The sequence below is a fragment of the Roseomonas gilardii subsp. gilardii genome (assembly GCF_023078375.1).
Taxonomy (GTDB): Bacteria; Pseudomonadota; Alphaproteobacteria; order Acetobacterales; family Acetobacteraceae; genus Roseomonas; species Roseomonas gilardii.
Window position 1 is genome coordinate 797462 of record NZ_CP095554.1, and the last position, 14865, is coordinate 812326.

Below are 14865 nucleotides of genomic sequence, written 5' to 3' on the forward strand. Positions count from 1 at the left end.
GCCGCGCCGGTGCAACGGGGGCGCGGCGGACCGTGTCTCTCTCAGTTGAAGGTGCGGAGAAGATCCTCGACCTGCTCCGTGGACAGTTCCCTGGCCCCGCGCCCCTGCAGGAGCAGCGCGAGCTTGGCCGATTCCTCCAGCTCCTCCGCGGCATAGACCGCGTCGGTCAGTGTCTTGCCGGACACCACTGGCCCGTGATTGGCGAGCAGCACCGCGCGGGCCTCGCGGGCGGCTTCGTGGATCTCCCGCTCCATCGCCGCGTCGCCGGGGCGGTAGTAGCGGATCACCGGCAGCACCCGGCCCACGCGCATGACGAAATAGGGCGTCAGCGGCGGGATCGGCGCCGTATCCTCCGGCCCGGCGAGGCAGCCGATGGCGGTGGCGTAGGTGGAGTGCAGATGCACCACCGCCCCCGCCTCCGGCCGCGCGGTCAGCACGGCGCGGTGCATGAAGACCTCCTTGGAGGGCTTGTCGCCGCCCACATGCCTCCAGTCCGGGTCGAGCTTGCTGATGCGCTCCGCCTTCAGCCGGCCGAGGCAGGAGTTGGTCGGCGTCATCAGGTAGCCGTCGGGCAGGCGCACGCTGATATTGCCGGCGCTGCCGACGGAATAGCCGCGTGCGAAGAGACTCGCGCCGAGTTCGACGAGAAGTTCACGCAGTTCGGACTCGGTCATGTTCGCATGTCCCTGCAGCAGAGGTCGGAGGTCAGCGGACGAATTCGTCCTTGTATTGTTGCACCACGGCGTCGAAATCGCCGTCGCGGGTGAAGCCGAGGGCGAGCGGGCGGCCCACCTCGAAATCGCCGGGCCAGGAACAGACGATGTCGATCACCCGCTGCTCCGGCTCCTGCGTCACCAGGGCGCGCGGGGCGGGGCCGCCGACGCGCTCCAGGCTTTCCAGCATCTGGCCGACGGTGACGCAGATGCCGGGCAGGTTCAGCACCCGCCAGCCGCCGATGCGCTCGCCCGGCACGGCCAGGGCATGGACGAGGTTGGCCACCACCACATCCGGGGAGGAGAGCCACATCCTCGTTTCCAGCGGCACCGGGCAGTTGGAGGCGATGCCGGCCAGGGGCTCGCGGATGATGCCGCTGGCGAAGGAGGAGGCGGCGGAGTTCGGCTTGCCCGGGCGCACCACGATGGTCGGCAGGCGGCAGACGCGGCCATCGACGAAGCCCTTGCGGGAATAGTCGTTGACCAGGATCTCGCCGATCGCCTTCTGCGCGCCATAGGAGGAGGCAGGCATGGTCGCCATGGTCTCGGGCACCACCGCCGGCATCTCCCCGCCGAAGACGGCCAGCGAGCTGGCGAAGACAAAGCGTGGCGCCTTGCCGGTGGCGCGGGCGGCCTCCAGCAGGGCACGGGTGCCATCCACGTTCACCCGCATGCTGAGGTCGAAATCCTGCTCCGACTGCCCGCTCAGCACCGCCGCGAGGTGATAGATGCCGGCCGTCTCCGCCGTGACCAGGCCGCGCACGAAACCCGGGTCGGCGATGTCGCCGGTGACGGAGGAGACGCGCGCATCCTCGACCGGGCAGGGGGCGAGATCGACCGAGACGATGCGGTCGAAGGCCGGCAGGCCCTCCTTCGTCCCGGCGCCGGCCAGGAGGGCGCGGATCACGCGGCTGCCGAGGAAGCCGGCGCCGCCGGTGACGATGATCTGCATGGGCATGCTCCTATCCCTCCGCCCCTGGCACGGCGATGTGCAGGGCGAGGCCCCGGTGGATGATCGCGTCGCGCACATCCTCGGGCAGGTTGGAATCGGTGATGATGGCGGAAAGCGCCTCGAGCGGCAGGGCGTTGAAGGTGCCGATGCGCCCGTACTTGCTGCTGTCCGTCACCAGGATGCTGCGGGAGGCGCTCTGCGCCACGGCCCGCTTGACCGCCACCTTGTTCTCCGACGGCGTGGAAACGCCGCGCAGGCCGAAGGAGGAGGTCGAGATGAAGGCGAGGTCGAAGTTGAAGCGGCGGATCGCCTCCGCGGCGGGGTCGCCGACGCAGGACTGGTTCTCGCGCTCCACCTGCCCGCCGGTGTGGTAGAGGCGGCACCCCGCCTCCCGCATCAGGAAGGCGGCGATGACGAAGTCGTTGGTGACGACGGCGATGTCGCTGCGCCCGGCGAGGCCCTTGGCGATCTCCAGCGTCGTGGTGCCGGCATCGAGGTAGAGGATGCCGCCGCGCGGGATGAAGTCCAGCGCCATGCGGCCGATCGCCACCTTCGCCGCATGGGCCATCACCGCCTTGCTGACATGCGACGGCTCGAAGGAGATGCGTTCCGGCAGGCGGAGGCCGCCGGCCACCGACATCACCTGGCCTTCCCGCTCCAGCTGCTGGATGTCGCGCCGCACGGTCATGTGCGAGACGTCCAGCAGCTCGGTCAGTTCGCTGATGCTCAGCACGCCGCGCTCGGCGAGGCGGGCGAGGATCAGCTTCTGACGCTCGGCGGGAATCATGCTGGCCTCAGCGGGTCCCGGAGGCAGGCGTCTTGTAGGGGGCGAACCAGCCCAGCCCGGCCTCGGTCTCGCCGCGCGGGTTGTACTCGCAGCCCACCCAGCCCTTGTAGCCGACGCGGTCGAGCACGGCGAAAAGATGCGGGTAGTTCAGCTCGCCCTCGTCCGGCTCGTGCCGCTCGGGCACGGAGGCGATCTGCACATGGGCGAACCTGCCGTCCATCTTCTCGATCAGCTTCGTCAGGTCGCCATCCATGATCTGCGCATGGTAGAGGTCGAGCTGCACGGAGACGTTCGGCCGCCCGACGCGCTCCACCAGCGCCACCGCCTCCAGCTGATGCGCGATGAAATAGCCGGGCATGTTGCGGCTGTTGATCGGCTCCACCAGCAGGGTGATCCCTTCCGGCGCCAGCATGTCGGCGGCGTGGCGGAAATTCTCGACGAAGGCGTTCTCGCAGGCCGCGCGGTCCATGCCGGCGGTGATGCCGGACATGCCATGCAGCGTCTTGCAGCCCAGCGCCTTGGCATAGCGCAGGGCGATGGCGACGTTGTCGCGGAATTCCTGCTCGCGGCCCGGGATGGCGGCCATGCCGCGCTCGCCATTCGCCCAGTCGCCCGGCGGCATGTTGAACAGCGCCTGGGTCAGCCCGGCGGCCTTCAGCCTCTCCGCCACAACCTCCGGCGGGTGCTCGTAGGGAAAGAGGAACTCCACCGCCTGGAACCCCGCCCTGGCGGCCGCGGCGAAGCGGTCGAGGAAAGGAACCTCGGTGAACATCATCGAGAGATTGGCAGCAAAACGCGGCATGTCGTCCGTCTCCTTAGCCCGCCAGGTCCTGCGCTTCGAAGAAGAAGCGCTCGCCTCCGAAATTCCCCGACTTCAGCGCCAGGGAGAGCGGCTTCCCGACCGCCTTCACCCAGGGCACGCCCGGCGCGATCTGCGGCCCGATATGGAAGCCGCCGATGCCCAGCGACTGGGTGACGATGCCGGAGGTCTCGCCGCCCGCGACGATGAACTGGTCGAAGCCCGCCGCCTCCAGCTTCCGCGCCAGGGCGCCGAAAACGCGCTCCACCGCCTCGCTCGCCTCGGCGGCGCCGAAGCGGGCCTGGATCTCCTTCAGCTTCGCCGGTTCGGTGGTGGCATAGACCAGCGGCGCCCATTCGCCCTTCGGCTGCGCCAGCACCCAGTCCGCCAGCTCCTGCGCATAGGCTTCGGCATCGCCCAGGCTGCGCTCGACCTCGACGAAGAGCGACGGCGCGGCGGCGCGATAGGCGGCCACCTGGGCATTGGTCATCTGCGAGCAGGAGCCGGAGAGCACGATGGCGCGGCCCCTGGCCGGGCGGCCCTCGGCGGCGGCGCTGGCCGCGTCGCCTTCCGTCTTCCAGGCCCGCGCCATGCCGTCGGCGAGGCCGGAGCCGCCGGTGACCAGTCTCATCTCCGCCACGGCCTGGCCCATCACCACCAGATGCGCGTCGCTCAGCGCGTCCAGCACGGCATAGCGGAAGCCCTTGGCCTTCAGCGCCGCCAGCGCCGCGCGCACGGCATCAGCGCCCTGGTCCATGACGCTGCTCGGCACGTTGCCCGTCCTGCCACGGGACTGCGCGTCCATCAGGCGCATCAGGTTGCTGTCGGTCATCGGCGTGACGGGATGGTGCCGCATGCCGGATTCCTCCAGCGGCACGCCGTTCACGAAGAGATAGCCGTTGTAGATGGTGCGCCCGTTCACCGGCAGGACCGGGCAGATCACCGTGAAATCCTCCCCCAGCGCGTCGAGCAGCGCATCCGTCACCGGGCCGATATTGCCCCTGGGCGTGCTGTCGAAGGTGGAGCAGTACTTGAAGAAGAACTGCGGGCAGCCCCGCGCCTGCAGCCACTTCAGCGAGGCGAGGCTCTGCGACACCGCCTCCTCCACCGGGCAGGAGCGGGTCTTCAGGCTGATGACCACGGCATCGGCCTCGACCGCCAGATCCTCCGGCGGCACGCCGTTGAGCTGCACGGTACGCAGCCCGTTGGCCACCAGGAAGCCGGCGATGTCGGTCGCGCCGGTGAAGTCGTCGGCGATCACGCCCAGACGCATGGTGGCGGCCATCACTTGGTCTTCCCTTCCACGCCCGGCAGCTCGATGCCGGCGAAGGTCTTGATCACCGCCGCATCGTCCTCGCGGCCATGGCCCGCATTGCTGGCATTGGCGAACATCGTATAGGCGGTGCTGGCCAGCGGCAGCGGGAAGCCCAGCGACAGCGCCGTTTCCGTCACCAGCCGCAGGTCCTTCACGAAGATGTCCACCGCCGAATGCGGCGTGTAGTCGCCATCGACCACATGCTTCATCCGGTTCTCGAACATCCAGCTGTTGCCGGCGGCGTTGGTCACCACCTCGTACATCGTGCCGAGCGGGATGCCCGCCCTGGCCGCCAGCGCCATGGCCTCGGCCCCCGCCGCGATATGCACGCCGGCGAGAAGCTGGTGGATGATCTTCACCGTGGCGCCGAGGCCGATCTCGGCGCCGATCTCATAGACCTTGCCCGCGACCGCATCGAGCACGGGGCGCAGCCGGTCGAAGGCCGGTTTCGGCCCGGCGGCCATCACCGTCATCTGCCCGGCCGCCGCCTTGGCGGCGCCACCGGAAACCGGCGCGTCCAGCATCAGCAGGCCCATCGCTTCCAGCTCCGTGGCCAGGGCGCGGGCATCGGCGGCGGAGATGGTGGCGGAGACCATGACGCCGGTGCCTGGGCGCAGCCTCCGCGCCAGCCCGTTCTCGCCCAGCAGCACCGCACGGCACTGCGCGGCGTTCACCACCAGCAGCAGCACGGCATCCAGCTCCCCGGCGAAGGCACCGGCATCCGGCCCCGCCGCGACCGCGCCGGCCTCGGTGAGCGCCTGGCAGGCCGCGGGGTTCAGATCGGCGCCATAGGTCGCCAGCCCAGCCGCGAGGCAGGAGCGCGCCGCGCCCATGCCCATGGAGCCGAGGCCGACCACACAGACCCGGTACCGGTTGTCGCTGCTCATCGGTCCTCCGATGTGAATTTCTGATCGCCCGCTTGCGCGTGGCCGGGGTTATAGCCCCGATCCAGGCGCCGTTAAGAGCAAAAAGCACAAAAATTCACACGAAGGAGATAGATTTTCACATCAGCGCCGCTTCCCCTGGGGAAAACCGGCTGGCGCGCGGGCCGGGGGAGGCCTGCGGCCTTCCCCCGGCGGAAGCGGCGCCCCGCGGCTCAGGCCGCTTCGTAGGTGACGGTTTCCTTGCCGGAATCACCCACCACCAGGAAGAGGGTGGCGTCGCTGAAGTCGTCGTTGCGGAAGTAGTGCGGCCGGCCGGCGGGGGTCTTCACCACGTCGAGCGGGCCGAGCTTCGATTCCACGACCTGGCCGTCATCGCCGACCCAGCCGACGGTGACGCAGCCTTCGAGCACCAGATAGGCGTCCTCGACATCGCGCACATAGGGCTTCACGCCGACGCCGCGGGGGATGCCCAGCATCTCCTTGCGGGCGGTGGTGGACTGCACGCCGCCCTCCCCGACATAGATCTTGCGGAAGAAGCCCGCCTTCTCACGGATCACCGGCTGCTGGGTGAAGCGGATGACGTGGTGGGCCATGAGCTGCTGCAACGGGTGCGTGCCCTCGGTGGACAGCATCTCCGTCTGCCCCGGCTTCGCGCCGAAGGCACGGGCGAGCGCGGCATCGGTGTCCTTCGGGTGGTAGACATAGCGCGGCGGCTCGGGCTTGCCGACATCGACGCTGATGCTCATCAGCACGGGCTTCACGCCCTCGTTGCGGAAGCCGTGCGGCACGTCGCGGGCGTTCAGGATCATGTCCTTGGGGCCGAGCTTGACCTCGACCACCTGCCCGTCCTGCTCCCAGCCCACGGTCAGCACGCCGTCGATGATGAGGAAGCTCTCCTCGATCTCATGCGCGTGGCAGGCCGCGTACTTGCCTGGCTCCTTGTGGATCAGGCTCAGCGTGAAGTTGTCGGCCTTCATGGTGGAGGTGTCGCCGACCTTGGGCGAGCCGCCGGCGCCGATATAGCGCATCTGCGCGCGGGACAGTTCCGGGAAGCCGCGGTTGGAGGGGAAGGCGTCCCAGTCGAAGGCCTTCTGCGCGTGGCGGCCGATATGGCGCTGCAGGTCCACCTCCAGCGAGACCGCGGCGGGGGGGGCGATGACGTTCATCCGGAACTCCTTCCTTGCAGGTGCGGCCGTGCCGTCCGGAGTCCGGTGTAGCCAGGATTGTGTTGGCCTGCTATACACTGTTTTATGGGCAAACAAATTTCCGATGCGGACGCCTCCCGCGCGGCGGCGGGCGAGGCGGATGACCGCTACCTCGTGCCCGGCCTGGTGCGCGGGCTGCAGGCGCTGCAGGCCTTCACCCCCGAACGCCGCCGCATGACGCTGGTGGAGATCGGCGCGGCGCTGGGCATCACCCGCTCCGCCGCCTACCGGCTGGTCTATACGCTGGACCAGCTCGGCTTCCTGGTGCACGACCCGCAGACGCGCACCTACGCGCTGGGCCCGGCCGTGCTGCGGCTGGGCTATGGCTACATCGCCTCCCGCGACCTGCTGGAGGTCGCCGCGCCGCATCTGGAGGCGCTGCGCGACCGCACCCATTGGTCCGCCCATCTGGGCGTGCTGGAGGGACGGGACGTCGTCTACCTGATGCGGATGCCGACGCGGCGCGCGGTGTCCTCGGTGGTGCAGGTCGGCTCGCGCCTGCCCGCGCATGCCACCGGCATGGGCCGCGTGCTGCTGGCGGGGCTGGAGGATGCGGCGATCGAGGCGCTCTACCGCGATGCCGGGCTGGAATCCTACAGCGGCCGCACGCCGGCCACCCTGCCCGCGCTGCTGAAACAGGCGCGGCTGGACCGGGCCTCCGGCACCGTCACCAATGTCGCCGGCTATGAGGCCGGGGTGACGAGCATCGCGGCACCGGTCCGCGACGTCTCGGGCCGTGTCGTGGCGGCGATCAACATCTCCACCGTCGCGCTGCTGGTGACGGAGGCGGAACTGCGCGGCCCCCTGGCGCAGGAGGTCGCGGCCAGCGCCGCCGCGATTTCCCGGGCGCTGGGCCACGCGCCGGCAGAGACCGCATCCCAGCCCCGCAAGGCAGGCGGCTGAGGCCGCCCCGCCAACCCCCCCGCCTCCCCCCATGCCCCCCGGCCGGGAATTCCTCCGGCCGGGACCGGGAAAGCCGGAAGCGGAGCCACCCCTCCGCTTCCCAACAGGCCGAAACGCCGGCCACGCGTCCCAACAAACGATCCTGAACGGGAGTCCCTCATGTTCCCCCCCATCACGGCCTATGCCCCGCTGGGCCGCCGCGCCCTGCTCGGCGCCACCGCAGCCCTCGCCGCCGCCTCCTGGCCTTCGCGCCCGGTCACCATCGTCGCCCCCTTCACGCCCGGCGGGCCGGTGGACGTGCTGGCGCGCGTGGTGGCGCAGGGGCTGCAGACGGGCAGCGGCCAGAGCACGGTGGTGGACAACCGCGTGGGCGCGCAGGGCAATATCGGCATCGACGCGGTGCGCCGCGCGGCGCCGGACGGGCACACGCTGCTGCTGGTCCCGGCGGGCAACCTGACCATCAACCCCACGCTGATGCGCGACCTGCCCTTCGATGTGGAGCGGGACTTCCGGCCGCTGAACCTGCTGGCCACGGCGCCGAACGTCCTCGTCTGCGACCCGCGCCTGCCGGTGCGCGACATCCAGGAACTGCTGGCCTATGCGAAGGCGCAGAAGGATGGCGTGACCTATGCCAGCCCGGGCTTCGGCAGCCAGTTGCACCTGGCGGGCGAGCTGCTGGCGCAGAGGACCGGCATCCCCATGCTGCATGTCCCCTACAAGGGCTCCAGCCAGGCGGCGACGGATGTGATGTCGGGGCAGGTGCAGCTTCTCTTCACCAACCTGCCGGCGGTGCTGGAGGCGGTGCGCGACGGCCAGCTCCGCGCCCTGGCCCTCACCACGGCGCAGCGCACCCCGGTGATGCCGGAGATCCCGACGCTGGGCGAGCTGGGTGTGGAGGGCTTCGACATCACCTCCTGGTACGGGCTGCTGGCCCCGCGCGCCGTGCCGCCGGCCCTGGCGGAGGAGATCCACGGCACGGTCGCCCGCATCCTGCACGAGCCGCGGACGAGCGGTGCCCTCGCCGCCCAGGGCCTCAGCCTGTCCGATGAATCCATGGCGGATTTCGCCGCCTGCATCCGGTCGGAAACCGCGACCTGGGCCCAGGTGATCCGGGAGCGGAAGATCGAGCCGCAGCTCTGACCGTCCCTGCGGCGATCCGGCCACCAGCGAACCGGGTCCCGGGCGCGCAGCGTCCTGGCGGATGGCCCCCGGGGAAAGTGGAACCTTCCCCGGGGACCAAGCGGATCAGGGGCGCCCCTCAGGCCGGCAGGCTGGCCGCGATCAGCGCATGGGCGGAGCTTTCCAGCGAGCGGGAGGCCGCCTCATTGCCCAGAGCGGGGGCGACGGCGAAGGCCCCCTCGATCAGCAGTTGCAGGGAATCGCCCAGCGTGGCGGGGGCGCCGGCCTCGGTGCAGAGGCGGCGCAGCGTCTCGCGCATCGCCTGCTTGTGGTGGTCCGCCACCTGCCGCGCCGGATGCCCGGGATCGGGGAATTCCGCGATGGCGAGGCCCAGCGGGCAGCCCCGGAAACCCGGCGTCAGCACCGTCGCCGCGGCCATGTTGACGAAGGCCAGGAGCCGTTCGCGCGGGGAGAGCGAGTCATCCCCGGTGACGCAGGCCAGCTTCTCCTGCGCCTCGCAGCGTTCCTGCAGGATCGTCTCGATCAGCGCGTCCTTGGAGGGATAGGCGCGGTAGAGACCCATCTTCGTGGTGCCGGCGACCCGGCAGATCTCGTCCACGCCGGTGGCATGGATGCCCTGGCGATAGAACAGCTCGCGGGCCGCCTCGCGGACACGTTGCGCCACGGGGCGCTTGTCCGGCGGTCCCGCATTCCCGGCAGCATCCCTCTCGGGTTCCCCTTTCGGGGTCTGGCCGGTCCTGGCTTCGCTCACGGCTTCCTCCTTGCCTCCTGCACCTGAACGGGCCGGGCCTGCGAGGGAAGAGAACGACCGAGCCTCGCCGCCGGGCTCCTGGATTGCGCCCCGGGCCGAGCCATCCCACGGGCCCGACCCCTTGCAATGAGACTGACCGGTACGTATCAATAGGTGACGAACCGGTCGGTATCACCCGACCAGGAGATAGGTCATGCACCCTCCCGAACGCAAGCCTCTGGTCGCCCTCCTCCTTCTCACCCTGGCGATGGCGGCTCCTTCCCTGCCGCATGCCACCCTGGCGCAGCAGCCGGGCACCGCACCCCCCGCCGTCACCGTCGCCCAGCCGCTGCGGCGGCAGGTCACCGAGTGGGACGAGCACCTCGCCCGGCTGGAACCCTCCGCCCGCGTCCAGCTCCGTGCCCGCGTCTCCGGACAGGTGGAGGCGGTGCATTTCCGCGACGGGCAGGTGGTGCGGCAGGGCGACCTGCTCTTCACCCTCGACCGCCGCCCCTTCGAGATCGCGGTGGACAGCGCCCAGGCCGAGCTGGCCCGCACCCAGGCCCAGCTCGTGCTGGCGCAGCAGGAGGTGGACCGCACCCTGCCGCTGGTCGGCAGCCGCATCGCCCCGGTGGCGCAGCTCGACGCCCGCCGCGCCGCCCTGGCGGAGGCCGTGGCGCAGCGCGACGCCGCCCAGGCCGCGCTCCGCAAGGCGCAGCTCGACCTGGAATGGAGCGAGATCCGCGCCCCGATCGGCGGCCGCATCTCCGATCGCCGGGTGGATGCGGGGAACCTGGTGCAGTCGGGCGAGACGCTGCTGACCACGATCCTGCGGATCGACCCGATCTATGCCGTCTTCGACGCGCCGGAATCCGACTATCTCCGCCTCGCCCGGCTGGCGCGCAGCGGCGCGCGGCCCAGCGACCAGCCCACCCGCGCGGACCAGGGCAACCCGGTGGAGATCCGCCTCGCCGACGAGGACGGCTGGGATCACCAGGGGCGCATGGATTTCACCGACGTGGCGCTGGACCCGCGCAGCGGCACGGTGCGCGCCCGGGCGCTGCTGTCGAACCCGGACCTGTTCCTGACCCCCGGCGTCTTCGCCCGGCTGCGGCTGCGGACCGGGGCCTCCGACTCCCTGCTGCTGCCCGATGCCGCGGTGGCGGCGGACCAGGCCGAGCGCATGGTGCTGACCGTGGCGCAGGACGGCACGGTGGTGCCGAAGCCCGTCTCGCTCGGGCCCCTGGTGGACGGCCTGCGCGTGATCCGCAGCGGGCTGGCGCCGGAGGACCGGGTGGTGGTGGCGGGGCTGCACCTCGCCCGCCCCGGCAGCCGCGTCACCGCCGAGGCCGGGCGCATCGGCCCCGCCAACGCGCAACTCACGCAGAACCAGACCCAGGCGCGATAGCGCCGCCAGTGCCGCAGGAGCCGCGCCATGCGCTTCGCCCGCTTCTTCATCGACCGGCCGGTCTTCGCCGCGGTGATCTCCATCGCCATCACCCTGGTCGGCGGCATCGCCCTGCTGCGCCTGCCGATCAGCGAGTATCCCGACATCGCGCCCCCTACCGTGACGATCACGGCGAACTATCCCGGCGCCTCCGCCGCCACGGTGGCGGAGACCGTGGCCACGCCGATCGAGCAGGAGGTGAACGGCGTGGAGGGGATGCTCTACCTGAACTCCCAGTCCACGGGCGACGGCAAGCTGTCCATCAACGTGGTGTTCCGCCAGGGCACCGACGTGGATGCGGCGCAGGTGCTGGTGCAGAACCGCGTCGCCATCGCCGAGCCGCGCCTGCCGGAGGAGGTGCGGCGGCTGGGCCTCGTGGTGCGCAAGGCCTCGCCCGACCTGATGATGGTCGTGCACATGTATTCGCCGGACGGGTCGCGCGATCAGCAATACGTCTCCAACTACGCCACGCTGAACGTGCGCGACCGGCTGGCGCGGCTGGACGGGATCGGCGACGTGCAGGTCTTCGGCGCGCGCGACTATTCCATGCGCGTCTGGCTCGACCCGGCCAAGGTGGCGGCGCGCGGCCTCACCGCCGGAGAGGTGGTGGAGGCGCTGCGCCGCGCCAACCTCCAGGTCGCGGCGGGCGGGCTGAACAAGCCGCCCACCGGCGGGACGGGCGCGGGCTTCGAGCTGAACATCCAGGCGCTGGGGCGCCTCTCCACGCCGGAGCAGTTCGGCGAGATCGTGGTTGCCACCAATGCGAGCGGCGCCCCGGTGCGGGTGCGCGACATCGCGCGGGTGGAACTCGGCAGCCAGGACTATTCCGTCTCCGCCTATCTGGACAATGCGGTGGCGACGGCCATCCCGATCTACCAGCGTCCCGGCTCCAACGCGCTCGCCACCGCCGAGGCGGTGCGCCACACCATGGAGGAGCTGTCGCATTCCTTCCCGCCCGGCATCACCTATGGCGTGGTCTATGACACCACCCGCTTCATCGAGCAGTCGATGGAGGCGGTGGTGCACACCTTCGGCGAGGCGGTGCTGCTGGTCGTCGTGGTGGTGGTGCTCTTCCTGCAATCCTGGCGGGCGGCGCTGATCCCGCTCCTGGCCATCCCCGTCTCGATCATCGGTACCTTCGCCGCCATGGCGGCGCTGGGGCTGTCGCTGAACACGCTGTCCATGTTCGGGCTGATCCTGGCCATCGGCATCGTGGTGGATGACGCCATCGTGGTGGTGGAGAATGTGGAGCGGCACCTGGCCCAGGGCGCCACGCCGCGCGATGCCGCCCGCCGCACCATGGACGAGGTGGGCATGGCGCTGGTCGCCATCGCCCTGGTGCTCTGCGCCGTCTTCGTGCCGACCGCCTTCATCTCCGGCATCGCCGGCGCCTTCTACGGCCAGTTCGCGGTGACGATCGCGGTGGCGACGCTGCTCTCGGCACTGGTCTCGCTGACCCTCTCGCCCGCCCTGGCGGCGCTGCTGCTGCGCCCGCATGCGCATGCGGCGCCGCGCGGGCCGCTGTCCTGGATCGGGGCGCCCTTCCGCTGGTTCTTCCGGGGGTTCAACCGCGTCTTCAACGCGCTGTCGCTGGGCTATGGCGGGCTGACGCGGCGGCTGGTGCGGCTGCCGGTGATCCTGCTGCTGCTCTATGCCGGGCTGCTGCTGGCCACGGGGCAGATGGTGCGGACCACGCCCACCGGGCTGATCCCGCCGCTCGACCGCGGCTACCTGATCGCCGCCTTCCAGCTTCCGCCCGGCGCCGCCCTGTCGCGCACCGACGCGGTGATCCGCCGCGCCTCGGAGACGGTGCTCTCCGTGCCCGGGGTGGAGCATGCCATCGCCTTCACCGGCTTCGACGGCGCCACCTTCACCAACGCACCGAACACGGGCGTGATCTTCGTCGGCCTGAAATCCTTCGAGGAGCGGGCGAAGGAGAGCGTCTCCTACGGCGCCCTCATCGGCCAGATCCAGGCCAGGCTGGCGCAGGACCGGGAGGCTCTGGCGCTGGTGATCCCGCCGCCCTCCGTGCCCGGCATCGGCACGGGCGGCGGGTTCAAGCTCTATGTGCAGGACCGGGCCGGGCGCGGGCCGAGGGCGCTGGAACAGGCGACCCAGGCGGTGCTGGCGGCGGCGCGGAAGCATGGCGAGGTCGGCTTCGCCTTCTCGCTCTTCAACACCGCCACGCCCACCCTGCGGGCGGAGGTGGACCGCACCAAGGCGGAGATGCTGGGCGTGCCGCTGGACCGGGTGTCGGAAACGCTGTCGGTCTATCTCGGCTCGGCCTTCGTGAACGACTTCAACATCCTCGGCCGCACCTACCGCGTCACCGCCCAGGCGGAGGAGGCGCAGCGCCGCACCCCGCGCGACGTGGCGCTGCTGCGCACCCGCAATGCCGACGGGCAGATGGTGCCGGTCGGCGCGCTGGCCAGCTTCCGGGACGACAGCGCGGCCTATCGCGTGCCGCGCTACAACCTCTATCCGGCGGCGGAGATCCAGGGCACGCCCGCGCCCGGCGCCTCCACCGGCCAGGCCATCGCCGCGATGCAGGCGGCGCTGGAGGAGGCCCTGCCGGACGGCTTCTCCTACGAATGGACGGAGCTGGCCCTGCAGGAGACGACGCAGGGCAACACCGCGCCGCTCGCCTTCGGGCTGGCCGTGGTCTTCGTCTTCCTGCTGCTGGCCGCCCTCTACGAGAGTTGGCTGCTGCCGCTGGCGGTGGTGCTGATCGCGCCGATGTCGGTGCTGGCGGCGCTGCTCGGCGTGGTCTGGCGCGGGCTGGACAACAACGTGCTGGTGCAGGTCGGGCTGGTGGTGCTGGTCGGGCTGGCGGCCAAGAACGCCATCCTGATCGTGGAATTCGCCCGGGCGGCGGAGCGCGACGGCATGAGCCGCTGGCAGGCCGCGGAGGCCGCGGCGCGCACGCGGCTGCGGCCGATCCTGATGACCTCGCTGGCCTTCATCCTGGGCGTGCTGCCGCTGGCCGTGGCGACGGGCGCGGGCGCGGAGATCCGGCAGAGCCTGGGCACCGCCGTCTTCGCCGGCATGCTGGGGGTGACCCTGTTCGGCCTGCTCTTCACCCCGGTCTTCTATGTCGTCGCCAGCGCCATGGCACGGCGCCAGGACCGCCGGGCGGCCGGCGCCGTGGCACCGGCGGAATGACGCGCCTCCGGCAGGCCCGTCCCCCCCGGACGGGCCTGCGGGACGGGCCTGCCGGAAATCGTGATCGCCCTCACCCCCGGCGGCGGTCTGGCGCGACACCGCCCCGCATGGGCAATGTCACGGAACCTGGCTGGAGCGTGACGATGCCGAGACGGATGCTGGCGATCCTCCCCGCCCTGTTCCTCTGCGCCGGCCTGGTGCGGGCGGAGGCGGCGGTGCTGGACGGGGTGACCTTCCCCGACACCCAGACGGTCGCCGGCCGCAGCCTGGTGCTGAACGGCACCGCGCTGCGCACCTATTCCATCCTGCATGTGCATATCTACGTGGCCGCCCTCTATCTGGAACGGCCTTCCTCCAATGCCGCGCAGATCCTGGGCTCGGACCAGGTGAAGCTGGTCCAGTTCGTCTTCTCCCGCAACATCGACGCCCCGGATGCCCGCAAGTCCTGGGAAGAAGGGCTGGCCGCCAATTGCCACGCCCCCTGCCGCCTTCAGCCGCAGGACGTGGCCCGCTTCCTCGACGCCGTCCCGGCCGTGCACCAGGGGGAAAGCGGCTCCCTGCTCTTCACCCCGGACGGGCTGGACGTCTTCACGGATGGCCGCTTCATCGGCCGGATCACCGACCCCAACTTCTCCCGCGTCGTGCTCTCCACCTTCATCGGGCCGCAGAGCCTGCTGCCGGATGTCCGCGCCGGGCTGCTCGGACAGCGCTGATCCCGCACGGCAGGCGGAAGCGACGGCACCGGACGGTTTCGGCCGGTTGCCAAAATGTCACCCGATCGTCACCTGAGTATCACGGCCGCGTCGTGCTGGGCGACTAAGCCGCCCG

The 14865-nt window shown here is 70.8% G+C and carries 13 protein-coding genes; 5 read left to right on the forward strand and 8 right to left on the reverse strand.

Annotated features, from left to right (window positions below; genetic code table 11):
- Positions 1–41 precede the first annotated feature (41 nt).
- The 7 genes from otnC to MVG78_RS03770 all read right to left on the reverse strand — a co-directional run bounded on the left by otnC (position 42) and on the right by MVG78_RS03770 (position 6616).
- Positions 42–674, reverse strand: coding sequence for a 3-oxo-tetronate 4-phosphate decarboxylase (gene otnC / locus MVG78_RS03740; protein ID WP_247558308.1), 633 nt, complete (start codon positions 672–674; stop codon positions 42–44).
- A gap of 31 nt (positions 675–705) precedes the next feature.
- Positions 706–1671, reverse strand: coding sequence for a D-erythronate dehydrogenase (denD, locus tag MVG78_RS03745; protein ID WP_247558310.1), 966 nt, complete (start codon positions 1669–1671; stop codon positions 706–708).
- Between the two features lie 4 nt (positions 1672–1675).
- The gene (locus tag MVG78_RS03750) at positions 1676–2452 is read right to left on the reverse strand and encodes a DeoR/GlpR family DNA-binding transcription regulator (protein ID WP_247558311.1); all 777 of its coding nucleotides are present in this window, start codon (positions 2450–2452) and stop codon (positions 1676–1678) included.
- 7 nt (positions 2453–2459) lie between these two features.
- Positions 2460–3254, reverse strand: coding sequence for a 2-oxo-tetronate isomerase (gene otnI / locus MVG78_RS03755; protein WP_247558312.1), 795 nt, complete (start codon positions 3252–3254; stop codon positions 2460–2462).
- Between the two features lie 13 nt (positions 3255–3267).
- Positions 3268–4536, reverse strand: coding sequence for a 3-oxo-tetronate kinase (gene otnK, locus MVG78_RS03760; RefSeq protein ID WP_247558313.1), 1269 nt, complete (start codon positions 4534–4536; stop codon positions 3268–3270).
- On the reverse strand, positions 4536–5453 hold the full coding sequence (gene ltnD, locus MVG78_RS03765; protein ID WP_247558315.1) for an L-threonate dehydrogenase: 918 nt from the start codon (positions 5451–5453) through the stop codon (positions 4536–4538). The genes otnK and ltnD overlap by 1 nt, the downstream gene beginning before the upstream one ends.
- A gap of 209 nt (positions 5454–5662) precedes the next feature.
- Positions 5663–6616 carry a cupin domain-containing protein gene (locus tag MVG78_RS03770; RefSeq protein ID WP_247558316.1) on the reverse strand — a complete coding sequence of 318 codons (954 nt, stop codon included), beginning with the start codon at positions 6614–6616 and terminating at the stop codon, positions 5663–5665.
- An 84-nt stretch (positions 6617–6700) separates the two neighbouring features.
- On the opposite strand from MVG78_RS03770, the gene MVG78_RS03775 reads away from it, so the two are divergent.
- Positions 6701–7558 carry an IclR family transcriptional regulator gene (locus MVG78_RS03775; protein WP_247558318.1) on the forward strand — a complete coding sequence of 286 codons (858 nt, stop codon included), beginning with the start codon at positions 6701–6703 and terminating at the stop codon, positions 7556–7558.
- A 159-nt stretch (positions 7559–7717) separates the two neighbouring features.
- Positions 7718–8698, forward strand: a complete 981-nt coding sequence (locus MVG78_RS03780) for a tripartite tricarboxylate transporter substrate binding protein (RefSeq protein WP_247558320.1) — start codon at positions 7718–7720, stop codon at positions 8696–8698.
- Positions 8699–8816: 118 nt separating this feature from the next.
- Here MVG78_RS03780 and MVG78_RS03785 read toward each other — a convergent pair whose 3' ends face one another.
- Complete coding sequence (locus tag MVG78_RS03785; RefSeq protein ID WP_247558322.1) at positions 8817–9362, reverse strand: TetR/AcrR family transcriptional regulator; 546 nt, start codon at positions 9360–9362, stop codon at positions 8817–8819.
- 280 nt (positions 9363–9642) lie between these two features.
- Between MVG78_RS03785 and MVG78_RS03790 the strand changes: the two genes are divergently transcribed.
- The 3 genes from MVG78_RS03790 to MVG78_RS03800 all read left to right on the forward strand — a co-directional run bounded on the left by MVG78_RS03790 (position 9643) and on the right by MVG78_RS03800 (position 14750).
- Positions 9643–10836, forward strand: a complete 1194-nt coding sequence (locus tag MVG78_RS03790) for an efflux RND transporter periplasmic adaptor subunit (RefSeq protein WP_247558323.1) — start codon at positions 9643–9645, stop codon at positions 10834–10836.
- Positions 10837–10863: 27 nt separating this feature from the next.
- Positions 10864–14037 (forward strand): efflux RND transporter permease subunit, encoded by a 3174-nt coding sequence (locus MVG78_RS03795; protein WP_247558324.1) that lies wholly within the window; start codon positions 10864–10866, stop codon positions 14035–14037.
- Between the two features lie 143 nt (positions 14038–14180).
- Positions 14181–14750, forward strand: a complete 570-nt coding sequence (locus MVG78_RS03800; RefSeq protein WP_247558326.1) for a chalcone isomerase family protein — start codon at positions 14181–14183, stop codon at positions 14748–14750.
- The last annotated feature ends 115 nt before the right edge of the window (positions 14751–14865 follow it).